This is a genomic window from Janthinobacterium agaricidamnosum NBRC 102515 = DSM 9628 (assembly GCF_000723165.1).
Taxonomy (GTDB): Bacteria; Pseudomonadota; Gammaproteobacteria; order Burkholderiales; family Burkholderiaceae_D; genus Janthinobacterium; species Janthinobacterium agaricidamnosum.
The window spans coordinates 3,038,688-3,058,176 of the sequence record NZ_HG322949.1 but is presented as its reverse complement, the minus strand read 5'-3'; the positions used below and the strand labels follow the sequence as shown (position 1 = coordinate 3,058,176).

22 protein-coding genes are annotated in these 19,489 nt (G+C 58.4%); 13 read left to right on the top strand and 9 right to left on the bottom strand.

The annotated features are described in order from the left end of the window. Positions 1–23: 23 nt before the first annotated feature. Positions 24–872, bottom strand: a complete 849-nt coding sequence (gene ppsR / locus GJA_RS12960) for a posphoenolpyruvate synthetase regulatory kinase/phosphorylase PpsR (RefSeq protein ID WP_038492896.1) — start codon at positions 870–872, stop codon at positions 24–26. A 165-nt stretch (positions 873–1,037) separates the two neighbouring features. Between ppsR and ppsA the strand changes: the two genes are divergently transcribed. From ppsA to GJA_RS12940, 4 genes are all read left to right on the top strand, one after another. After that, positions 1,038–3,464 (top strand): phosphoenolpyruvate synthase, encoded by a 2,427-nt coding sequence (gene ppsA, locus GJA_RS12955; protein WP_038492893.1) that lies wholly within the window; start codon positions 1,038–1,040, stop codon positions 3,462–3,464. A 408-nt stretch (positions 3,465–3,872) separates the two neighbouring features. Continuing rightward, positions 3,873–4,289, top strand: a complete 417-nt coding sequence (locus GJA_RS12950) for an NfeD family protein (protein ID WP_038492890.1) — start codon at positions 3,873–3,875, stop codon at positions 4,287–4,289. Positions 4,290–4,379: 90 nt separating this feature from the next. Further along, the gene (locus tag GJA_RS12945) at positions 4,380–5,300 is read left to right on the top strand and encodes an SPFH domain-containing protein (RefSeq protein WP_038492887.1); all 921 of its coding nucleotides are present in this window, start codon (positions 4,380–4,382) and stop codon (positions 5,298–5,300) included. Positions 5,301–5,945: 645 nt separating this feature from the next. Further along, positions 5,946–6,254, top strand: a complete 309-nt coding sequence (locus GJA_RS12940) for an H-NS histone family protein (RefSeq protein WP_038492884.1) — start codon at positions 5,946–5,948, stop codon at positions 6,252–6,254. Between the two features lie 109 nt (positions 6,255–6,363). Here the strand turns inward: GJA_RS12940 and GJA_RS12935 are convergent, their stop codons facing one another. From GJA_RS12935 to smpB, 3 genes are all read right to left on the bottom strand, one after another. Continuing rightward, complete coding sequence (locus GJA_RS12935; RefSeq protein ID WP_144241522.1) at positions 6,364–6,909, bottom strand: FlgO family outer membrane protein; 546 nt, start codon at positions 6,907–6,909, stop codon at positions 6,364–6,366. A 17-nt stretch (positions 6,910–6,926) separates the two neighbouring features. After that, positions 6,927–7,613 (bottom strand): hypothetical protein, encoded by a 687-nt coding sequence (locus GJA_RS12930; protein ID WP_038492878.1) that lies wholly within the window; start codon positions 7,611–7,613, stop codon positions 6,927–6,929. 176 nt (positions 7,614–7,789) lie between these two features. Then, complete coding sequence (gene smpB, locus GJA_RS12925; RefSeq protein WP_038492874.1) at positions 7,790–8,239, bottom strand: SsrA-binding protein SmpB; 450 nt, start codon at positions 8,237–8,239, stop codon at positions 7,790–7,792. Positions 8,240–8,335: 96 nt separating this feature from the next. Between smpB and GJA_RS12920 the strand changes: the two genes are divergently transcribed. Both GJA_RS12920 and GJA_RS12915 read left to right on the top strand, forming a co-directional pair. Next, on the top strand, positions 8,336–8,773 hold the full coding sequence (locus GJA_RS12920) for a type II toxin-antitoxin system RatA family toxin (protein WP_038492871.1): 438 nt from the start codon (positions 8,336–8,338) through the stop codon (positions 8,771–8,773). Beyond that, positions 8,760–9,044, top strand: coding sequence for an RnfH family protein (locus tag GJA_RS12915; protein WP_038492869.1), 285 nt, complete (start codon positions 8,760–8,762; stop codon positions 9,042–9,044). Before GJA_RS12920 ends, GJA_RS12915 begins: the two co-directional genes overlap by 14 nt. Before the next feature lie 37 nt (positions 9,045–9,081). On the opposite strand, the gene GJA_RS12910 is transcribed toward GJA_RS12915, so the two are convergent. Then, positions 9,082–9,579 carry a DUF4124 domain-containing protein gene (locus GJA_RS12910; protein WP_038492866.1) on the bottom strand — a complete coding sequence of 166 codons (498 nt, stop codon included), beginning with the start codon at positions 9,577–9,579 and terminating at the stop codon, positions 9,082–9,084. A 149-nt stretch (positions 9,580–9,728) separates the two neighbouring features. Between GJA_RS12910 and guaB the strand changes: the two genes are divergently transcribed. Together guaB and guaA are read left to right on the top strand one after the other, a co-directional pair. Next, positions 9,729–11,189, top strand: coding sequence for an IMP dehydrogenase (guaB, locus tag GJA_RS12905; RefSeq protein ID WP_038492863.1), 1,461 nt, complete (start codon positions 9,729–9,731; stop codon positions 11,187–11,189). Between the two features lie 69 nt (positions 11,190–11,258). Further along, the gene (gene guaA, locus GJA_RS12900) at positions 11,259–12,869 is read left to right on the top strand and encodes a glutamine-hydrolyzing GMP synthase (protein ID WP_038492861.1); all 1,611 of its coding nucleotides are present in this window, start codon (positions 11,259–11,261) and stop codon (positions 12,867–12,869) included. A gap of 211 nt (positions 12,870–13,080) precedes the next feature. On the opposite strand, the gene GJA_RS26700 is transcribed toward guaA, so the two are convergent. From GJA_RS26700 to GJA_RS27820, 3 genes are all read right to left on the bottom strand, one after another. After that, positions 13,081–13,338, bottom strand: coding sequence for a Txe/YoeB family addiction module toxin (locus GJA_RS26700; protein WP_081905388.1), 258 nt, complete (start codon positions 13,336–13,338; stop codon positions 13,081–13,083). Next, positions 13,313–13,612 (bottom strand): type II toxin-antitoxin system Phd/YefM family antitoxin, encoded by a 300-nt coding sequence (locus GJA_RS12895; protein WP_051780797.1) that lies wholly within the window; start codon positions 13,610–13,612, stop codon positions 13,313–13,315. The genes GJA_RS26700 and GJA_RS12895 overlap by 26 nt, the downstream gene beginning before the upstream one ends. A 398-nt stretch (positions 13,613–14,010) precedes the next feature. After that, a complete protein-coding gene (locus tag GJA_RS27820; protein WP_156484120.1) occupies positions 14,011–14,157 on the bottom strand; it encodes a hypothetical protein in 147 nt (48 codons plus the stop codon). A 74-nt stretch (positions 14,158–14,231) separates the two neighbouring features. Here GJA_RS27820 and GJA_RS27325 point away from each other — a divergent pair, with 74 nt between their 5' ends. The 3 genes from GJA_RS27325 to GJA_RS12885 all read left to right on the top strand — a co-directional run bounded on the left by GJA_RS27325 (position 14,232) and on the right by GJA_RS12885 (position 16,376). Beyond that, entirely contained in the window at positions 14,232–14,603 is a 372-nt protein-coding gene (locus GJA_RS27325) for a hypothetical protein (RefSeq protein WP_144241521.1), read from the top strand. A 69-nt stretch (positions 14,604–14,672) separates the two neighbouring features. Further along, complete coding sequence (locus tag GJA_RS12890; protein ID WP_051780795.1) at positions 14,673–15,500, top strand: ferritin-like domain-containing protein; 828 nt, start codon at positions 14,673–14,675, stop codon at positions 15,498–15,500. Between the two features lie 69 nt (positions 15,501–15,569). After that, a complete protein-coding gene (locus GJA_RS12885; RefSeq protein ID WP_038492858.1) occupies positions 15,570–16,376 on the top strand; it encodes a hypothetical protein in 807 nt (268 codons plus the stop codon). A gap of 33 nt (positions 16,377–16,409) precedes the next feature. Here the strand turns inward: GJA_RS12885 and GJA_RS12880 are convergent, their stop codons facing one another. Continuing rightward, on the bottom strand, positions 16,410–17,606 hold the full coding sequence (locus GJA_RS12880; RefSeq protein WP_038492855.1) for a phytanoyl-CoA dioxygenase family protein: 1,197 nt from the start codon (positions 17,604–17,606) through the stop codon (positions 16,410–16,412). A gap of 113 nt (positions 17,607–17,719) precedes the next feature. Here GJA_RS12880 and GJA_RS12875 point away from each other — a divergent pair, with 113 nt between their 5' ends. After that, the gene (locus tag GJA_RS12875; RefSeq protein WP_038492852.1) at positions 17,720–18,754 is read left to right on the top strand and encodes a LacI family DNA-binding transcriptional regulator; all 1,035 of its coding nucleotides are present in this window, start codon (positions 17,720–17,722) and stop codon (positions 18,752–18,754) included. A gap of 128 nt (positions 18,755–18,882) precedes the next feature. After that, on the top strand, positions 18,883–19,488 hold the full coding sequence (locus GJA_RS12870; protein ID WP_038492849.1) for a TetR/AcrR family transcriptional regulator: 606 nt from the start codon (positions 18,883–18,885) through the stop codon (positions 19,486–19,488). Position 19,489: the final 1 nt, after the last annotated feature.

The window sequence follows — 19,489 nt, the reverse complement described above, 5'->3', positions numbered from 1 at the left end:
AACCGGCCGGCGCCGCTACATCATTAATACTCGCGCCGGTTCGGCTTGATCTCTTGCAAGATCGTGGTTGAAATTTCTTCGATCGATTTGGTGGTCGACGACAGCCAGCGGATGCCTTCGCGTTTCATCATCTTTTCCGCCTCGTTGACTTCATAGCGGCAGTTTTCGATCGCCGCATATTTGCTGCCGGCGCGCCGCTCGTTGCGGATTTCCGACAGCCGCTCCGGCGTGATGCTCAGGCCGAAGATCTTGGCCTTGAATTCATTCAGCGCCGACGGCAGTTTTTCGCGTTCGAAATCGTCCGGGATCAGCGGGTAATTGGCCGCCTTGATACCGTATTGCATGGCCAGGTACAAGCTGGTCGGGGTTTTGCCGGAGCGCGACACGCCGACCAGGATCACGTCCGCCGACGACAGGTTTTTGTGCGACTGGCCGTCGTCGTGCGCCAGCGAATAATTGATCGCCTCGATGCGGTTCTTGTATTCCTCGCTGTCGACGATATTGTGCGAGCGGCCGATGGTGTGGGTCGACTTGACGCCCAGTTCCTGCTCCAGCGGCGCGACAAAGGTCTGGATCAGGTCCATGTGCAAACCGCTGGACTTGCGTATCACCGATGACAGGTCGGTCTTCACCAGCGTCGAAAAGATGATCGGCCGCTGGCCATCCCTGGCGAATGCTTCGTTGATTTTGCGCGCCGCATCATGCGCCTTGTCGAGCGTGTCGATGAACGGCAGGCGGATCTGGCGGAAGCGCAGTTCGAACTGGGTCAGCACCGAGTGGCCGAATGTTTCCGCAGTGATACCGGTGCCGTCCGAGACGAAAAATACGGTGCGGGCGGCGGAGGGCAGGGCGGAAGGTGTTTCTGGTGTCATAAGCGTTCTGTCTGGATTGGTAGGCAAGATTCTGCGTCGTCAATTTGCGCTGCACAATGTAAAATGGCCGCAACGGTATGATTGTGCTGCACGACGCCTAGAATAACAAGAAAACCCGTCAGTGCGCCTCGCCTCACGATTTCTATCATCAGCAAGGGTGTCATTATGACCAACGCAGTATCGCAAGAGAAGGACAACGGGGCGGTGTACGTCGCCTCGTTCGAGAATTTGCGCATGACGGATGTCGAGTCCGTCGGCGGCAAAAACGCCTCACTGGGTGAGATGATCAGCCAGCTGGCCGGAGCCGGCGTGCGGGTGCCTGGCGGTTTCGCCACCACCGCGCAGGCATTCCGCGACTTTTTGTCGTATAACCCGAATGGCGGCGCACCGCTGGCCCAGCGCATCGCCGACCGCCTGGAAGGCTTGAATATCGACGACGTGCGTGCACTGGCCCAGGCCGGCGCCGAAATCCGCCAATGGATCGTCGAGACCCCGTTCCAGCCGCGCCTGGCCGCTGAAATCGACGCTTTCTATGCTAGGCTGGTGGCCGATTCGTCGACCGAAATGTCGTTCGCGGTGCGCTCGTCGGCCACCGCCGAAGACTTGCCGGATGCATCGTTTGCCGGTCAGCAAGAAACTTTCCTGAACGTGGTCGGCATCGACAATGTGCTCGACGCGATGAAGCAGGTGTTCGCGTCGCTGTACAACGACCGCGCCATTTCCTACCGCGTGCACAAGGGTTTCACCCACGCCGAAGTGGCCTTGTCGGCCGGCGTGCAGCGCATGGTGCGTTCCGACCTGGGCGCGGCCGGCGTGATGTTCACCATCGATACCGAATCGGGCTTCAAGGATGTGGTGTTCGTCACGTCCAGCTACGGCCTGGGCGAAACGGTGGTGCAGGGCGCGGTCAACCCGGATGAATTCTATGTGCACAAGCCGATGCTGGAAAAAGGCAAATCGCCGGTGATCCGCCGCAATATCGGCTCCAAGCTGCTGAAGATGGAATTCACCGCCGAAGCCAAGGCGGGCCGTTCGGTCAAAACCGTCGACGTGCCGGTCGAGATGCGCAACCGCTATTCGCTGAACGACGCCGAAGTGGTGGAACTGGCGAAATACGCGGTGATCATCGAAAACCATTATGGCCGGCCGATGGATATCGAGTGGGGCAAGGATGGCCGCGACGGCAAGCTGTACATCTTGCAGGCGCGCCCTGAAACCGTCAAATCGCAGCAAAAATCGACCGACGTGCAAGAACGCTTCAAGCTGAAAAGCACCGGCACCGTGCTGGCTTCCGGCCGCGCCATCGGCCAGAAGATCGGCGCCGGCCCGGTCCGCGTGATCCACGATCCGGCCGACATGGAACGGGTGCAGCCGGGCGACGTGCTGGTGGCCGACATGACCGACCCGAACTGGGAACCGGTGATGAAACGCGCCTCGGCGATCGTCACCAACCGCGGCGGACGCACTTGCCACGCGGCCATCATCGCCCGTGAGCTGGGCGTGCCGGCGGTGGTCGGCTGCGGCGATGCGACCGACGTGTTGAAGGACGGCACCTTCGTTACCGTGGTGTGCTCGGAAGGCGACGAAGGCAAGATCTACGACGGCTTGCTGGAAACCGAAGTGTCGGAAGTATCGCGCGGCGAATTGCCCAAGCTTGATACCAAGATCATGCTCAACGTCGGCAATCCGCAACTGGCGTTCGATTTCCAGTCGGTGCCGAATGCCGGCGTCGGCCTGGCGCGCCTGGAATTCATCATCAATAACAACATCGGCGTGCATCCGAAGGCGATCCTGGAATATCCGAACATCGACGCCGACTTGAAGAAGGCGGTCGAATCGGTGGCGCGCGGCCATGCTTCTCCGAAAGCGTTTTATATCGACAAACTGGCCGAAGGCATCGCGACGATTGCGGCCGCGTTCTGGCCGAAGAAAGTCATCGTGCGCCTGTCCGACTTCAAGTCGAACGAATATAAAAAGCTGATCGGCGGTTCGCGCTACGAGCCGGATGAAGAAAACCCGATGCTGGGCTTCCGCGGCGCGGCGCGTTACCTGTCGGCAGATTTCGCCGAATCGTTCAATATGGAATGCGAAGCGATGAAGCGGGTGCGCAACGACATGGGGCTGACCAACGTCGAAATCATGGTGCCATTCGTGCGTACCCTGGGTCAGGCCGAGAAAGTCGTCGAGTTGCTGGCCAAGAATGGCTTGAAACGGGGCGAGAATGAATTGCGCGTCATTATGATGTGCGAAGTGCCGTCGAATGCCATCCTGGCCGATCAGTTCCTCGACCATTTCGATGGTTTCTCGATCGGTTCCAACGATCTGACCCAATTGACGCTGGGCCTGGACCGCGATTCCGGCATGGCCTTGCTGGCGGCCGATTTCGACGAGCGCGATCCTGCCGTCAAGGCGCTGCTGTCACTGGCAATCAAAGCCTGCCTGGCGCGCGGTAAATACATCGGCATTTGCGGCCAGGGGCCATCGGATCATCCGGACTTTGCGGCGTGGCTGATGGCGCAGGGGATTGAATCGATGTCGCTGAATCCCGATTCGGTGATCGATACCTGGCAAAAACTGGCAAGCTTGCAGTAATTTGCATGATGGTTCAAATGAAACGAAATATTGTTGAAAAATAATGTAAAAAGCGAAAACACTATATTGACGCATGCCGGATTTGCGTTAGACTGTTTGCATATAGGTGTTTGACAAAAATATATTAATATATTCGGCAGTAGTGAAAACCCTCGTTGCCTATAGCGGGCCACGGGGGTTTTTTACGTCAAGAGCGCCTGATAAAACGCCCATGGCGGCGTTGCATGGCCTTGCCGTACTTTCGTACTGCCTGCGGCCATGCGCCTTGCCGTGGGCGCTTTCTCAGGCGCTCTTGAGCGGCCTGAAAAGCGTTGATGGCGCACTGTATGCGCGTTGTCCTGAACACTTTTTCGGACGCTTTGCAGGATGTCCGGCTTTTAAAACTATGACCTGGCAGGGAGACGTAAGATGACAGACTGGATGAGCTGGTTTTTGGTGGCGGCAGTGGTGGTGATCCTGGAGCTGTTTATCGGCACCTTTTATTTGCTGATGATCGCCATCGGCATCGCCGCCGGCGGCGTCATTGCATTGACCGGCGCCGCCCCTTCGATACAAACCCTGACGGCGGCGCTGGTCGGCGTGGCCGCCACCTTGCTGCTGCGGCGCAGCCGCTTCGGCAAGCGTTCGCGTCCGGCGGCGGCCAACGATCCGAATATCAATATGGATATCGGCCAAAGCGTTACGGTGCCGCATTGGGTGGATGGCGCGGCGCGCGTCATGTACCGCGGCGCCTTGTGGGATGTCGAGCTGATACCGGGCAGTAATACCGAAGCCGGCACCTATATGATCCGCGAAGTGCGCGGCAGCCGCCTGATCGTGTCTTGAACGGCGCTCTCGGTTTTTGAGGCCGACTGTATCTGTTTATCGTTTCAACCATCGCAGCAATCAACGTAATACGTATATGGAGAGTGAACCATGGAAGTTAACTTCGGCAGCGTTTCTTTAATCTTGTTCATCCTGGCGCTGGTCTTTGTCTTCAAGACCATTAATGTGGTGCCGCAGCAGCATGCATGGGTAGTCGAACGGCTCGGTAAATACCATGCGACACTCGGCCCCGGCCTGAATATCGTGGTGCCGTTTGTCGATCGTATTGCATATAAACACATATTGAAAGAAATTCCACTCGACGTGCCGCCGCAAGTCTGTATCACGCGCGACAATACCCAATTACAAGTGGACGGTATCCTGTACTTCCAGATTACCGATGCGATGCGCGCCTCTTATGGCTCGTCGAATTACATTGCCGCCATCACCCAATTGGCGCAAACCACCTTGCGTTCGGTGATCGGTAAAATGGAACTCGATAAAACCTTTGAAGAGCGCGATCATATCAATACGGCCATTGTGAATGCTATTGACGAGTCCGCTGCTAACTGGGGCGTCAAGGTGTTGCGTTATGAAATCAAGGATTTGACGCCGCCAAAAGAGATCCTGCATGCGATGCAGGCGCAAATTACCGCGGAACGCGAAAAGCGCGCGCTGATCGCCGCGTCGGAAGGCCGTCGTCAGGAGCAGATCAATATCGCCAGCGGCGAGCGTGAAGCGGCTATTGCCCGTTCGGAAGGCGAGAAGCAGGCGTCGATCAACCGCGCGCAAGGGCAGGCTACCGCCATCGTCGCACTGGCCGAGGCCAGCGCGGAAGCCTTGCGCCAGGTCGGCGCTGCGATCCGCGAGCCGGGCGGTGAAGATGCGGTGAACCTGAAAGTGGCCGAGCAATATGTAAATGCTTTCGGACAACTGGCTAAAACCAATAATTCGATTATCGTTCCGGCCAACCTGGGCGATATGAGCGGTTTGATCGCTACTGCAATGCAAGTCGTTAAAACCCAAAAGTAATCCGCTGCGGGGATCCCGGCCCCGCTGTATCCGGATTGCCGATCGCGCCGCCGCCAATAAAATGACGGCGGCGTTTTTCATGCACGGCGAGTTCTTTTGTTCGCCGTCAAACTCGCGCTTTTCACTCTGGCACACGGGATTTTATTATGCCGGCGTAATGATGTTGGCAACTGTATATACCGCTCTGTAACATGATGTTTCTATTTCTTTGTGGTAATATTTATAACCATGGAGAGGCAATTCGGCAGTCGATTGCGATTCCAAAGTTATCTGTTGCCGGAGGTTCCGCCGGATTAAAACAGAAACTGCTTGCGGATTCAAAAAAATGGTAACATCCGCCTGTCTGCCAGATATACTTGCCATTGCAAGATACTTAAAATTGCAACCTAACAAGAACAACACCGCCATCGCCGCTATTTGATTCGCTGCTGCGACTTAAACATGGGCCGAATAATGGGGATTTGATTCCCAGCCTCAAGCAGTTAATGCCAGTTTGATACTGGTATAACGCTGTTTCTACAGAAAAAATGTCGTTTTCAGCATAAATCATTGTAAAAAAAATTAAAAAGTACACCAACAGCGTTACAATTGGATAGAATCTCATTTTCTATAGTTTCATTGTTCAACTCAACTAAAGGAACCATCATGGATCTGTCCAATTTATCCCTCGCCGAACTGCGTACGCTGCAAGACGACATCAAGAAACAAATGAAGAAGCGTGAACAGGACGATCTGTCCAAAGCCCGCGAACAAATCCTGGCGATCGCTCAAAGCGTCGGCGTTTCGGTAAAAGATCTGGTCGGTGCCGGTATCCGCGTTAAAACCGGTACCGTGGCCGTGCGTTACCGCAATCCTAACGATGCATCGCAACAATGGACTGGCCGGGGCCGTCAACCGAAATGGGTCAAGGAATGGACAGATTCGGGCAAGTCGCGCGATCTGCTGAAGGTGTAAAAACCATTCACTCGGATGCCTGCCATGCTGTTGATGGACAGGCATCCGGAATTTTCATCCGCGCCGGCTCGGCGCAGCATTCATCCGACGCAAAATTGGCTGTCCTGCCTTAATTTCTCTGCAGCATGGAGCGCACGATGCTTTCCTTGGCCAGCACAAAATCCTGCCCCGCCAGCACGAAATTGGTGTTTGGCTGTATCACCTTGATATTCACGAAGACGGTATCGCTGCTTTCGGCATACGAACCGACCACGATCGCCTGCGCATTATGCGTTTGCGCCACTTCGCCGATTTCGCGGGTTAACATCAGCTCGCCCTGATTGCGCTTCAAGTACACGCTATTGCGCAATTTCATTTCCAGCATTTTCAATCCGCCTTGCGCCAGCCGGGTCGATACCTGTTCCGATACCAGCCGGCCCAATGTCGAGGTCTGTTCCAGCGCATCCATATTGACGATGGTCGCCATGATCAGCGGCTGGTCGGCCGACAGTTTGCCATTCAATTGCAGCAGCAACGCATCGGCCGCGCGGTAATTCGAGGCAACCAATGAATTCGATGAAACCGACGAGTAATTGGCCTCTTCGGAGGGTGTCGAGGCGCAGGCGGACAGCAATAGCGGCACGGCCAGCAGCGCGGCGATTTTTTTGAATGTCATGGATCTTTTCATCTGGTTCAGCTGCCCTTGACCGTAAAGGTCTTGACGATTTGCTGGTTTTCTTTTGGCGGCGGCGCCACTTCATACAGATAGCGCTCGCTGTCGGTCACGTAATATACCGATGTATAGCGGGCGTAATAACGCCGCTCGTCGGAGACTGAAATGGTGACGATGATTTCGGTTTTCGGCGTGGCGCCGGACGCGAATTCGGAGCGAAACCAGGAATAGGCATCTTCGCCGACGATGCCGACGGTGGCCATCCATTGCGGCGTATGCTCGATTTCAGTCAACACCCACAGGCCGCCGACCAGCGCCGAGCGTTCGCCGGCGAATTTGTATTGCGGACGATGGGCCGAGAATTCGACCACCTGGGTATCGATTTCCACCTTTAATGCGGCGCGCGGGCTTTTTGCCACCACATAACCGTCATTGACCAGCGAAGTGGTCAATTGGCCGGCCACGGCCTGGCTGAAAGCGGTTGCTTGTGGAATCTCAATATACAGCGGAATATTCGGGCTCTTTTGCAGCGCCGGCGCTAATTCCTTTTCGATGTGGCCGGTAATCGCATGCCAGTGCGCCGCGGCCTGCAATTTGGCTTGCTGGCTGCTCGGGAAATTGGTGGCCAACGGCGCAGGGCTGTACGGCACCGCGCATCCCGCCATCAGCAAGGCGCCCAATAGCGTTGTTCCGGCTCGTAAAACCATTATTTCCCCATCTCGTCGTTAAGCAATAAAAACAATCAAACGCGTCTGCGTCAGGCCACCGGACTGTAGCACATGCGTTTCCAAGTGGCAATTTTATACAGGGAAGGCGAGATCGAAAAAGCCCGGTAATTACCGGGCTTTTTGAGAATGAAATAATGGCCGATGCCTCAGGCAGATCAGCGGCGGTGGGTTTTCATCGCAGCCTGCACTTCGCGGGCGCCATCGCGGTCTTTTTCGGCGGCGCGCTTATCGTGTTGTTTTTTACCCTTGGCCAGGCCGATTTCGCATTTGATGCGGCCGCCCTTGTAATGCAGGTTCAGCGGCACCAGCGTAAAACCGGAGCGCTCGACCTTGCCGATCAGCTTTTCCATTTCGGCTTTATGCAGCAGCAGCTTGCGGGTGCGCACCGCTTCCGGATGGATGTGGGTGGAGGCGGTCGGCAATGCACTGATATGCGCGCCGAATAAAAACAATTCGGCGCCGCGGACCACCACATAGGCTTCCTTGATTTGCACGCGGGCGTCGCGGATGGCTTTGACTTCCCAGCCTTCCAGGACGATGCCCGCTTCGTAGCGATCCTCGATGAAGTAGTCGTGAAAGGCTTTTTTATTGTCTGCTATGGTCATGAGATGGTAAATGTGCGCGGGTCGGTTAAACTACTGTCTCGCGCAAGCGCGATCAAATCGATTGAGATATCCAACATCATAGCAAACGGTTCTTCAATGGCAGTAGTACATAAATCAGTTTTTCTGGGATACAGCGCGGAACAAATGTTCGCGCTGGTGGCGGCAATCGAGGATTATCCCAAATTCTTGCCCTGGTGCGGCGGCGTCGAGATACGCGAGCGCGGCGACAACACCATCGTTGCCAACGTTGGCATACATTACCACGGAGTGCGCCAAAGCTTCACGACTTCCAATCAGAACGTTCCTTCCAGCACCATCAAAATGAAGCTGGTGGACGGTCCTTTCAAGAGCCTGGACGGGCTCTGGACCTTCAAGCCGCTGCGCGCCGACGCCTGCAAGATCGAACTCGACCTGCATTACGAGTTTTCCAGCCGCGTGCTGGAGCAGATTATCGGCCCGGTATTCGGCATGATTGCCAACAGCATGGTCGATTCTTTCTGCAAACGCGCCGAGACAGTCTATGGAACCACTTAATATCCAGGTTTGCTATGCCACGCCGCACTCCGAATTCCTGCGCGATCTGCACGTGGCACCCGGCACCACGCTGGAACAGGCGGTGCGCCTGAGCGGCTTGCTGGAGCAGGTGGCGGGTATCGACCTGGCCACGGTCCCGGTCGGTATCTATGGCAAGAAAAAGACGCTCGATACCGTGTTGCGCGAGCATGACCGGGTGGAAGTCTACCGGCCCTTGCTGGCCGATCCGAAAGAGGCGCGCCGGCGCCGGGCCGCCAAACCGGCCGCCTGATGCGGATTGCCGATGATGGCCAATCTTATTGCTGACTTTATTGGCAATCTTTCAGCTCGCGTTGCAGGCGTTGCAAATCGCGTGCCCTTTGCGCGTCATCCATATACGCTTGCTGGCCCGCCGGGTCGGTGATGCCGACCCGGCGGCCCGACTCCAGCAGTGTCTGATTGTCGCGCAGCGCCTGGCAATGGCTGCGCCGACTTGCTTGCCGGGTGGCTTCCTGGCTGGCCTTTTCAGCGGTCTCGGCCGCTTCCTTCCTGCGTTTGTTGAAATCGGCGTTGCGCTCGCTCCAGTCCGGCGCAGGCCTGGCCGGCGGCGCGGCGTTGCTGCCGGTCTTGTCATCCGCAGGGTCATGCGCCGGTAGCGCCGGTCCGGGCGCCTTCAGGATGCGTTTTTGCGGCACCGATGGCGCAGGAGGGTGGTCCGAGTATTGGCGCAAGCCCTTGTCGTCCAGCCATATATATTGTGCCTGAGCCAGCGTGGTGCAGAGTAACAGCGCACCGGCCAGCAGTGCGGTGATGGGCTTGCGATGCATGGTGTTCCTGGGTTGGTCAGCGAGAGGCAGATTTCGCCATGTTTCGTTGGTGTAGTCAACCATTGTGTGTTTTTAACGATTTTGCCGACATGCAAGGACGAGTCAACGATTTTTCTGTATAATCTGCTTTTGCGCCAATAGGAAATGCTATGCGTCTACTTCAAAAAGCACTCACATTCGATGACGTGCTGCTCGTCCCAGCCTACTCCAACGTTTTGCCCGCCGACACGTCCCTCAAAACCCGCTTGACCCGCAACATCACGCTGAATATTCCCTTGCTGTCCGCAGCGATGGATACCGTGACCGAAGCCCGTCTGGCGATCGCGATGGCACAGGAAGGCGGCATCGGCATTATCCATAAAAACCTGAAGCCGAAAGACCAGGCGCGCGAAGTGGCGCGGGTCAAGCGTTTCGAAGCAGGTGTATTGCGCGATCCGATCACGATCCCGCCAGAAATGAAAATCCGCGACGTCATCGCCCTGACCGTGCAATACGGCATCAGTGGTTTCCCTGTCGTCAAGGGCAATGAAGTAGTCGGCATTATCACCAACCGCGACTTGCGTTTCGAACAGGAACTGGACGCCGAGGCAAGCTCGAAAATGACGCCGCGCGACAAGCTGGTGTATGTCAAGGAAGGCGCCGATACGGCCGAAGCCAAGCGCCTGATGAACAAGCACCGCCTCGAACGCGTGCTGGTGGTCAACGACGCATTCGAATTGCGCGGCCTGATCACCGTCAAGGATATCCAGAAATCGACCGAGCATCCGTTCGCATCGAAAGACGGCCAGGGCAAATTGCTGGTCGGCGCCGCTGTCGGCGTCAGCGCCAAGGATGAGGAACGGATCGACTTGCTGGTCGCCGCCGGCGTCGACGTGCTGGTGGTCGACACCGCCCACGGCCACTCGCAAGGCATTCTCGACCGCGTAAAGTGGATCAAGACCAAGTACCCGCATGTGGACGTGATCGGCGGCAACATCGCCACCGCCGCCGCCGCCAAGGCGCTGGTCGAATACGGTGCGGACGCGGTCAAGGTCGGCATCGGCCCGGGCTCGATTTGCACCACCCGTATCGTGGCCGGCGTCGGGGTGCCGCAAATCACCGCGATCTCGAACGTGGCCGAAGCATTGGCCGGCACCGGCGTGCCATGCATCGCCGACGGCGGCATCCGCTTCTCGGGCGATATCTCGAAAGCGCTGGCCGCCGGCGCATCGACCGTGATGATGGGTTCCATGTTTGCCGGCACCGAAGAAGCGCCGGGCGAAGTGATACTGTATCAGGGCCGCAGCTACAAATCCTACCGCGGCATGGGCAGCCTGGGCGCGATGACGGATGGTTCTGCCGACCGTTATTTCCAGGATGCGACGATGAAAGCCGACAAGTTCGTGCCGGAAGGTATCGAAGGCCGCGTCGCCTACAAAGGCAGCGTGCTGGCGATCATTTATCAACTGGTCGGCGGCGTGCGCCAGTCGATGGGGTATTGCGGTTGCGCCACCATCGATGAATTGCGCGAAAAAGCGGAATTTGTTGAAATCACGTCGGCCGGCATGCGCGAATCGCATGTTCATGATGTGCAGATCACCAAAGAAGCGCCTAACTACCGCTCAGAGTAAGCGGTAACGACAGTAGAGACCGGCGCCCAGTGCGCCGGTCTTGTAGTGACCTTGAATAAAGCTCCCACCATGCATTCTAAAATCCTCATTCTCGATTTCGGCTCCCAAGTCACCCAGCTGATCGCCCGCCGCGTGCGCGATTCCGGCGTGTTTTCCGAAGTCTTCCCCTACGATGTCAGCGACGAATTCGTGCGTAACTATGGCGCTGCCGGCGTGATTTTGTCGGGCAGCCATAATTCGACGCTGGAAGGCGATTCGCCGCGCGCGCCGCAAGCCGTGTTCGAGCTGGGCGTGCCGGTGCTGGGTATTTGCTACGGCATGCAAACCATGGCCGCGCAATTGGGCGGCAAGGTGGAAAACGGCCTGGTGCGCGAATTCGGCTATGCCGAAGTGCGCGCCCGCAGTCACACCAAATTGTTGAACGGTATCGCCGACTTCGTCACCGACGAAGGTCATGGCATGTTGAAAGTATGGATGAGCCACGGCGACAAAGTGCTGGACATGCCGCCAGGCTTCAAACTGATGGGTAACACCCCAAGCTGCCCGATCGCCGCGATGGCCGATGAAGAGCGCCAGTTCTACGGCGTGCAATTCCACCCGGAAGTGACCCACACGGTGCAAGGCAAGGCGATCATCGGCCGTTTCGTGCATGAAATCTGCGGCTGCAAATCCGACTGGAACATGCCGGACTACATCAGCGAAGCGGTTGAAAAAATCCGCGCCCAGGTCGGCACCGACGAAGTCATCCTCGGCCTGTCCGGCGGCGTCGATTCGTCCGTCGCGGCGGCGCTGATCCACCGCGCCATCGGCGACCAGCTGACCTGCGTCTTCGTCGACCACGGCTTGCTGCGTCTCGACGAAGGCAAGATGGTGATGGACATGTTCGCCAAGAACCTCGGCGTCAAAGTGATCCGCATCGATGCCGAAGACCAATTCATGGGCCACCTGGCCGGCGTGGCCGATCCGGAGCAGAAGCGCAAGATCATCGGCCGCGAATTCGTCGAAGTGTTCCAGGTCGAGTCGGCCAAGCTGGTCAACGCCAAATGGCTGGCGCAGGGCACCATTTACCCGGACGTGATCGAATCGGCCGGCAAGGGCAAAAAGGGCCAGACCATCAAGAGCCACCACAACGTCGGCGGCTTGCCGGAAACCATGAAGCTGAAGCTGCTGGAGCCGCTGCGTGAACTGTTCAAGGATGAAGTGCGCAAACTGGGCGTCGCGCTCGGCTTGCCGCATGACATGGTGTATCGCCATCCATTCCCTGGCCCGGGCCTTGGCGTGCGCATCCTCGGCGAAGTCAAGAAAGAATTCGCCGACCTGCTGCGCCGCGCCGATGCGATCTTCATCGAAGAGTTGCGCAACACCCCGTACGAGTTCGTTGCCGGCCAGGCGGTCGATCAGGAGCAATTGCCGAAGAACTGGTACGAAGCGACCAGCCAGGCGTTCGCCGTGTTCCTGCCGGTCAAGTCGGTCGGCGTGATGGGCGACGGCCGCACCTACGAATACGTGGTGGCGCTGCGCGCGGTGCAAACCCAGGACTTCATGACGGCGCACTGGGCGCATTTGCCGCACAGCTTGCTGGGCAAGGTGTCGAACCGCATCATCAATGAAGTGCGCGGGATTAACCGGGTGGTGTACGACATCTCGGGCAAGCCGCCGGCGACGATTGAGTGGGAGTGATTTGATGTCTAGCAACTGCTAGCACTGATAGGCAGTAAAACACACCTAAGCCCGTGATTTCACGGGCTTTTTTGTTATTTTTTCTGGCATTGTCTGGCAACGATTAGCACGGTTAAGCAATATTTTTTCATGGCATTCTTAATGGTATGATCTCGCATCGATGCCATGATCGGTAGTCGATACCATGCAATGGCGCTGAGTCCCCTTGTTTTCAATAATGGTGGCGGCACGAAATGATGATTAATTCCTCATCATGCACTTCGTAGACTAGCCGGTTAGTTTCGTCAATTCTCCTCGACCAGCAGCCACTAAGACTGTGTTTCAATGCTTCAGGTTTACCAACACCAACAAAAGGATCTCTGAGTGTGGCTTGGATCAGATCGTTAATGCGTTTGAGCGTTTTTCTATCTTGCGTTTGCCAGTAGATGTAGCTTTCCCAAGCCTCATCCGTGAACTTCAAGTTGCGCATGTTGCGGTTCCTCTGCGTCGGAAATGTTGATTAATTCCCGATGCTTCGCTTGGCCAGAACGCGCCTGAGCGATGGATTTGGCAAGGTGAGCCGCATTAGTTGGCGAACTCAGCAGATGCACAGTTTCCATGAGGCTGCTGTAATGATCGAAGGACATGACTACTGCATCTGGCGCGTCTCTACGCGAGATAATGGTTACGTCAGCATCCTCAACCACTTGGTCGATAACAGCTCGAAGGCTGTTGCGAGCATCGGAAAAGTTGATGATTCTCATTTGTTACTCCGTTCTTTCAATACTTATCAGTGTCAGTAGTCGTCGTCAGTGTCGGTAGTCGTGGTCGATGTCAGCAGTAGTCGTCAGTGTCAGTCGTCGTCGTCGGTATCAGCGAGCAATTCGAACGGCAATAACTTGTACGATAAATCGTACATGTGAAAGTATATCGCAAATTTCGCGGATGGCAAGCTTATGGTTGGCGATGAGCGAAGGGCGAGGTGAGTCAAGCAGTTGCTTGCTTAGAGCCTTCTTCACTCGTAGCATAGAAAATCGTAAATAAAATGAATCAACATTTATATCGGGCGGTTCACCTTGCTCTTTCGATATAAATCGTTATGGAAGGAAAAGAAGTCGTGACCGATTTCAGGTTAAAGGAGGTGCACAGCCAGCATAGCCGATTACTTACCAGCAACCTTTAATAAATCTTCAATTGAATCATTTTTCCAAGCCTTGCCATCCGCTCGCCGGTCGTTAGCCAGCGCTTGAACAAACTCCAAGAAAGTCGCTTCATCAGTTACCGTTTCAAGTTGCTCGTACAACTGCATGTTTCGTTTTCAAGTTAGTCTTGGCAGCGTCCGCTCTTGGCCGTTTGCCGCCCGGGTGGGGGTGGGATAACAAATTGACAATTTTTAAAATTCACGTATTGTCACATGCTTGTGCGAAGGTCTGCTTTGGGGCGGCAGTTACCGCCACCATCTCGACGGCTTGCGGCCACGGCTCGCGCGCAACATGGCTGGCGCCATCGGCCATCTGGAACGATTGGGTTTCAAGCTATGGACGCGTCCGGAAGCCGGCATGTTTGTGTGGGCTGCATTGCCGGAAGGACTGGTTTCGTCGGATATCGCCCAGCGCGCTGGAATACAAATTGATACTGGCGCCGGGAAATGTCTTTAGCGTGTCCCGCACAGCCGACCGTTATCTGCGTTTTAATGTGGCGCAATGCGGCGACAAGCGCGTGTTTGATGTACTTGGCGAGGTAATGGCGGGTTGACGCGACGCCAGCCGGGCTTCAATTTGTTACACTGCGCCCTTTGATTCATACCAGACACGAAGGAACACCATGCAGCGCCCGATTTCGCCGACAGTGATTGATGGAACGCCGGGATTGCGCGCGTATGCGCTGGCTTGCCTGGTCGAGCCTGACCCAGCCGTCAAGGTGGCGGCGGTGGCGGCAATGGCCGGCGCGGTGCTGGCGGGACGGTGCCGGCTCGATGCAAACGCCGCGCTGCAGCCGGCCGGCCCGGTGCCGGGGCGCCCGGCACGACCGGAACTGGTGCCGCCGCGGCTGGTGGGGCGGCGCTCGATGATCACGCAAGAAGGGCGCGCGATGCTGATACACGCGCTGGCCCACATCGAATTCAACGCGATGAACCTGGCGCTCGACGCGCTGTGGCGCTTCCCCGGCTTGCCGGCCGATTACTACAGCGACTGGCTGCGCGTGGCCAGCGAAGAGGCGGGCCACTTTGCGCTGCTGGCGGCGCATTTGCGGGGATTGGGACACGAGTATGGCGATTTCCCCGGCCACGACAGCCTGTGGGAAATGGTCGATAAAACCCGTGGCGACGTGCTGGCGCGCATGGCGCTGGTGCCACGCACGCTCGAAGCGCGCGGCCTCGACGCGATTCCGCCGTTGCGCGCCAAGCTGGCGCAGGCCGGCGACCACGATGCGGCGGCCATCCTCGATATCATCCTGCGCGATGAAGTCGGGCATGTCGAGATCGGCAATCGATGGTATTGCTATTTGTGCGAGCAGCGCGGCCTGGAACCGCGCGCCACGTATGCCGGGCTGGCGCTGCGCTACGAGGCGCCGACGCTGCGCGGCCCGTTCAATCTGGAAGCGCGGCGCCGGGCCGGCTTTACGGAGGCGGAGCTGAGTGACCTGGGTTGAGCCGCGCCCGGTCGATTGCCATCGACTATAAAACAGGATAGGCGCCGCGATGGCGTCACAGGAGCACATATGCAAGAATTGATTGCCGAACTGAAGCGGCTGTATCTGCTGGATGGCCAGCAATACCATGCGCCGGACCCGAACGCGCAGCGCAGCGGGCCGGCCCATCCGCTGTCGCCCGCTGTGTTGACGCAGCATTTGTCGGGCGAGCGCAGCATCGCCGTTGAACTGGTGAACGCAGCGGGATGGACGCGCGCGCTGGTGATGGAGTTTGGCGGGAAAGATAAAGGGGATGGCGAGCGGCATTGGGACGCGCTGTGCGCCATCGCCAATGCCTTGCAACAGCATCTGGATTTGCCGGCGCCGGCCGTCAGCGTATCGGGCCGCGGCAGTTATCAGTTGTGGCTGTCGCTGGCTGCGCCGGTGCCGGTAGTCCAGGCGCAGCAATTCCTGCAATTGCTGCGCGCCGTTTATCTGCCGCCTGCGCCGCCGGCCGTTGTTGATCCTTATCTGTCGGTGGCACAATTGCCGCCCTGCCGGCAGGCGACAGGCAAATGGGCGGCGTTTATTCATCCCGGCATGGGCGCGTCGTTTGCCGACGATCCGGCACTGGAAGTGGCGCCGCCGCTGGCTGCGCAACAAGCGTTCCTGGCGGGCTTGCGCAGCATTTCGATGGGGCAGTTTGAACAGGCATTGGGCATGCTCCGGCAGCAGTCCGGCACGGCCACAGCCACTGTGGAAGCAGTGGTTGCACCAGTGATGCCAGACAGCGCCGTGTCGGCGGGATTGCTGTTGAAGGACGCGACGCTGGAAGATATTGTACAGTTTCTGCATGCGCGCAATATCGAACCGACCTTCCGCCACCTGCTGCGCTGAACCGGTTAGCCGCACCAGGCTCCAGGTCGCATCTCACGCTTGCTGCCGCCAGGCTTTGCTGTCCAGCGCTACGATAAACCGGGCCTCGGGCCAGTCATGCCGCAGCGCCTGCAGCATGATTTGCTGCTGCGTTTGCGGCGCCATGCCGTCGATCGGCTGGTCGCGGTCCAGGTTGCTGGGAAAGGCATACCCTTCGGCACAGGCCGCGATCGCATTTTTCATGTCATCGACGGAAAAATTCCCCTGCGCGCGCAATGCTTGCAGCGCCGGGTAGAGCGCTAGGCTCATCAGCTTGCGGTCCAGCGTTTCCATGGCACGCCCGAACGGCGACGACACTTGCAGCAGGTTGGCCATGCGCCGGATGTCGGGCGAGCGATTGTGGCCGGCGGCATGCATCAGCGCAGGGTTGAAGAACACCGCGTCGCCGATCGACAGCGGCAGTTGCACATGGTGTTGCTGGAAGTAGTCGCGAAATTCCGCCTGGTGATAGGCGAGGTAGCCGGCCTGGTAATGTTGTGAATAGGGCAGGTACAGCGTCGGGCCGGAAGCCAGCGGCATGTCGCAGTGCGCGACGGCGCCTTGCAGCGTCAACCCGGCGGACATCCGGTGTACATGCGCCGGATAGCCGGCGGCGGCGTCGGCCTGCTGGAATCCCAGGTGGTAGTCGCGGTGCGGCGCTTGGGCGGCGCCGCCCGGATTGACGACATTGACCTGGGCGGTGACCTGATAGGCAGGACCCAGCCAGGCCTGGCAGATCAGGCCGAAAATCGGATTGCCATAATAGCGCGCGAAGGCCGTGGGCGCGCGCAGGCACAGCTTTTGCTGCGCGTTCCAGATACGGTCGTTGGCACCGGGCCGGGCGAAGTGGTCGCCGCCGGCATTGCCGCTGGCATGCTGTTCGGCGATCAACTGGCGGAACACGCGATTGACCTGCTCCATCGTCTCGCTGTCATCGACCGCGTGTTTCAGCACCACCACGCCGGGACCGTTCATTAGCGCCGCGCCCCATTCCGCCTGCAGCACGCGCAGCGCCGCGGCGCTTGACAGCAGCCGCCGCACGGCGTCGCAGTCGTAGACCAGGATATTCGACTGCACCGACGCCGCCAGCGGATAATCGGTCAGCGCGGTGCGGCGGCTGACGATACGGATCAAGTCATCGATCCGGCAGTCTTGCTGCGACAGCCAGAATGGCTCCGCTTGCGGGTGTACGGCGGTCTCGGTGGTGCTCATATGGGCTTACTCCCTTTTTTAACGGTAGAATCAGTATAAGGGAGCAGGGGCCGCATTTTTTATCAGGAAACCCCTCAAAAACCCCTCAGAAAACGATCACGCACGGGAGCCGCATGACGCATCAATTTCCACTCAAGGTCGTGGCGCTGCAGGCCGGCGTCAGTGTCGCCACCGTCGACCGGGTGGTCGGCCGGCGCGGCGGCGTGCATGCCAATACGGTGCGCCGCGTGATGCAGGCGCTGGCCGAACTGGAACGGCAAAGCGCACAGGTCGGCTTGTCCGGCAAGAAGTTCATGATCGATGTGCTGATGGTGGCGCCGCAGCGGTTTAGCGATGCGGTGCGCCGCGCGCTGGAGGCGGAACTGCCGTCGCTGCATCCGGCGATTGTGCGTTCGCGCTTTCATTTGCATGAAACGCTGGCGGCGGACGGCATCGTCGAGCTGCTTGATCGCATCAGGAAAAACGGCAGCCATGGCGTGCTGCTGAAGGCGCCGGACCTGACTTCTATCAGCGCGGCGGTCGGCCGGCTGGCCGCCGCCGGGATCCCGGTGGTGACGCTGGTGACCGACTTGCCGGGTTCGGCGCGCAGCACCTATGTCGGCATGGATAACCGCGCGGCGGGCGAAACGGCGGCTTATCTGATCGGCCAGTGGATCGGCGCCGGCAAACAGCAGCAAGTGCTGGTCACGTTGAGCAGCAACCGTTTTCACGGCGAGGAAGAGCGCGAGATCGGCTTCCGCCGCGCGCTGCGCGAACATCAGCGCCACCTGGCGATCGTCGAAGTCAGCGAAGGCGACGGCATCGATGGCGCGACCGGTCCGCTGGTGCGGCGGGCATTGGACGATCATCCGCAGATTCACTCGGTCTATTCGATCGGCGGAGCAAACGCCGCCATCGTGCAGGCGTTCCAGCATGCCGGCCGGCGCTGCAAGGTTTTTATCGGCCACGACCTGGATGCCGATAACCTCGGCTTGCTCCAGTCGGGCGCCATCCATGCGGTGCTGTATCACGACCTGCGCCATGATATGCGGCGCGCTTGCCAGGACCTGCTCAGGGCGCGCGGCGCGCTGCCGGCATGGACACAGGCGCCGTTCCTGTCCGCGATCCAGGTCGTGACGCGCTGGAATGTGCCGGCCCAATATCAGTGACTTGATCAGATCAGCTGGCACCGCCCGCACCGTTGGCTGCCGGGCGACTATAATCGTGGCCTGTCCAGGCTGTATTTGTTGAACTGGCCGGTTCCAGCCGTGCTGTCTTTTTACCTGCAAGGAAAACCATGAACACCACCGTCCCCGCACGCCGCCGCAATGCCGCCGCCACCCGCGCGGCGATCCTGGCATCGGCGCGCTGGGCGTTTGCGCAATCCGGCTATGACGGCGCCGGCGTGCGCGACATCGCGGCGGGGGCGGGCGTGACCGCGATGCTGGTCAACCGGTATTTCGGATCGAAGGAACAATTATTCGCCGAAGCGGTCGCCGAGACGATGAAAAATCCGACTATCCTGGTGCCCGATATCCTGGGCTCGCCAACCCCCGGCGAGGCGGTCGCCAGGGCGCTGGTGAATATCACCCGCCTGAAGGATGCGCCGCTCGACGGTTTCCTGATTTTGCTGCAATCCGCGTCCAGTCCGCGGGCGGCGGAAATCGGCCGTGGCCAGGTCGAAAACGGCCATCAGAAACTGATGAGCTCCGCCCTCAGCGGCGACGATGCCTCCTTGCGCGCCGCCGTCTTGCTGTCGATGGTCGCGGGCTTCCAGTTCATGCGCCAAATGATCGGCTTATCCGCATTGACCGAGGCCGATCCCGAAGCGCTGGTAAAAATTTTGGCCCCGCTGTTCCAGCAAATCTTCGACGCCCGCCATCCGGCGGCGGCATCCCCATAAA

Excerpts from the sequence above, each read along its gene's own strand:
- ppsR (WP_038492896.1), bottom strand. The coding sequence starts at position 872 with ATGACACCAGAAACACCTTCCGCCCTGCCCTCCGCCGCCCGCACCGTA.
- ppsA (WP_038492893.1), top strand. The coding sequence starts at position 1,038 with ATGACCAACGCAGTATCGCAAGAGAAGGACAACGGGGCGGTGTACGTC.
- GJA_RS12950 (WP_038492890.1), top strand. The coding sequence starts at position 3,873 with ATGACAGACTGGATGAGCTGGTTTTTGGTGGCGGCAGTGGTGGTGATC.
- GJA_RS12945 (WP_038492887.1), top strand. The coding sequence starts at position 4,380 with ATGGAAGTTAACTTCGGCAGCGTTTCTTTAATCTTGTTCATCCTGGCG.
- GJA_RS12940 (WP_038492884.1), top strand. The coding sequence starts at position 5,946 with ATGGATCTGTCCAATTTATCCCTCGCCGAACTGCGTACGCTGCAAGAC.
- GJA_RS12935 (WP_144241522.1), bottom strand. The coding sequence starts at position 6,909 with ATGACATTCAAAAAAATCGCCGCGCTGCTGGCCGTGCCGCTATTGCTG.
- GJA_RS12930 (WP_038492878.1), bottom strand. The coding sequence starts at position 7,613 with ATGGTTTTACGAGCCGGAACAACGCTATTGGGCGCCTTGCTGATGGCG.
- smpB (WP_038492874.1), bottom strand. The coding sequence starts at position 8,239 with ATGACCATAGCAGACAATAAAAAAGCCTTTCACGACTACTTCATCGAG.
- GJA_RS12920 (WP_038492871.1), top strand. The coding sequence starts at position 8,336 with ATGGCAGTAGTACATAAATCAGTTTTTCTGGGATACAGCGCGGAACAA.
- GJA_RS12915 (WP_038492869.1), top strand. The coding sequence starts at position 8,760 with ATGGAACCACTTAATATCCAGGTTTGCTATGCCACGCCGCACTCCGAA.
- GJA_RS12910 (WP_038492866.1), bottom strand. The coding sequence starts at position 9,579 with ATGCATCGCAAGCCCATCACCGCACTGCTGGCCGGTGCGCTGTTACTC.
- guaB (WP_038492863.1), top strand. The coding sequence starts at position 9,729 with ATGCGTCTACTTCAAAAAGCACTCACATTCGATGACGTGCTGCTCGTC.
- guaA (WP_038492861.1), top strand. The coding sequence starts at position 11,259 with ATGCATTCTAAAATCCTCATTCTCGATTTCGGCTCCCAAGTCACCCAG.
- GJA_RS26700 (WP_081905388.1), bottom strand. The coding sequence starts at position 13,338 with ATGCGCAACTTGAAGTTCACGGATGAGGCTTGGGAAAGCTACATCTAC.
- GJA_RS12895 (WP_051780797.1), bottom strand. The coding sequence starts at position 13,612 with ATGAGAATCATCAACTTTTCCGATGCTCGCAACAGCCTTCGAGCTGTT.
- GJA_RS27820 (WP_156484120.1), bottom strand. The coding sequence starts at position 14,157 with ATGCAGTTGTACGAGCAACTTGAAACGGTAACTGATGAAGCGACTTTC.
- GJA_RS12890 (WP_051780795.1), top strand. The coding sequence starts at position 14,673 with ATGCAGCGCCCGATTTCGCCGACAGTGATTGATGGAACGCCGGGATTG.
- GJA_RS12885 (WP_038492858.1), top strand. The coding sequence starts at position 15,570 with ATGCAAGAATTGATTGCCGAACTGAAGCGGCTGTATCTGCTGGATGGC.
- GJA_RS12880 (WP_038492855.1), bottom strand. The coding sequence starts at position 17,606 with ATGAGCACCACCGAGACCGCCGTACACCCGCAAGCGGAGCCATTCTGG.
- GJA_RS12875 (WP_038492852.1), top strand. The coding sequence starts at position 17,720 with ATGACGCATCAATTTCCACTCAAGGTCGTGGCGCTGCAGGCCGGCGTC.
- GJA_RS12870 (WP_038492849.1), top strand. The coding sequence starts at position 18,883 with ATGAACACCACCGTCCCCGCACGCCGCCGCAATGCCGCCGCCACCCGC.